This window comes from Pedococcus sp. P1_H8 (assembly GCF_056405175.1).
Genome location: NZ_JBFUCP010000173.1, coordinates 1 through 489, shown reverse-complemented (window position 1 = coordinate 489; position 489 = coordinate 1). Strand labels below are relative to the sequence as shown.

Annotated in this window: 1 protein-coding gene; it reads right to left on the bottom strand. The window is 65.6% G+C overall.

Translation table 11 applies throughout. The features are described from left to right. Positions 1-463: Ig-like domain-containing protein (locus tag AC1DYG_RS19450; protein WP_477641498.1), on the bottom strand; the 463-nt coding region annotated here is incomplete at its 3' end. Positions 464-489 lie beyond the last annotated feature (26 nt).

Here is a 489-nt window from a genome sequence, read left to right as displayed (position 1 = left end):
AGGTCGAGGTCAGGAACTCACCGGCACCCGAGTACACCGCAGTGATGCTGCGMKYACCCKYCRCGAACTTCTGCGTGATCGAACCCTTGCCCTCGGAATCGAGGTTCACCGGRCCACCSAGGTTSTCSGCRCCGTCCTTGAACTGCACCGTGCCACCSSCMGGAGCCGGCGAAACCTKCACGYTCAGAACCACATCCGCRCCCGCAACAGCGGAAGCCGGACCCGACACGACCGTSGTGGTCGCGACATCMGCCGGCGACACCGCGACAGTGTGCGCCGCCGACGTCGAGGTCAGGAACTCACCCGCACCCGAGTAGACGGCCGTGATCTGGTGATCRCCCTTGGCCAGGGCCTGCGTGATGCTGCCCTTGCCCTCGGMRTCGAGRGTGACCGGGCCACCCAGRTTCTCGGCGCCATTCTTGAACTGCACCGTGCCACCAGCCGGAACCGGCGAAACCTGCACGTTCAGAACCCTGCACGTTCAGAACC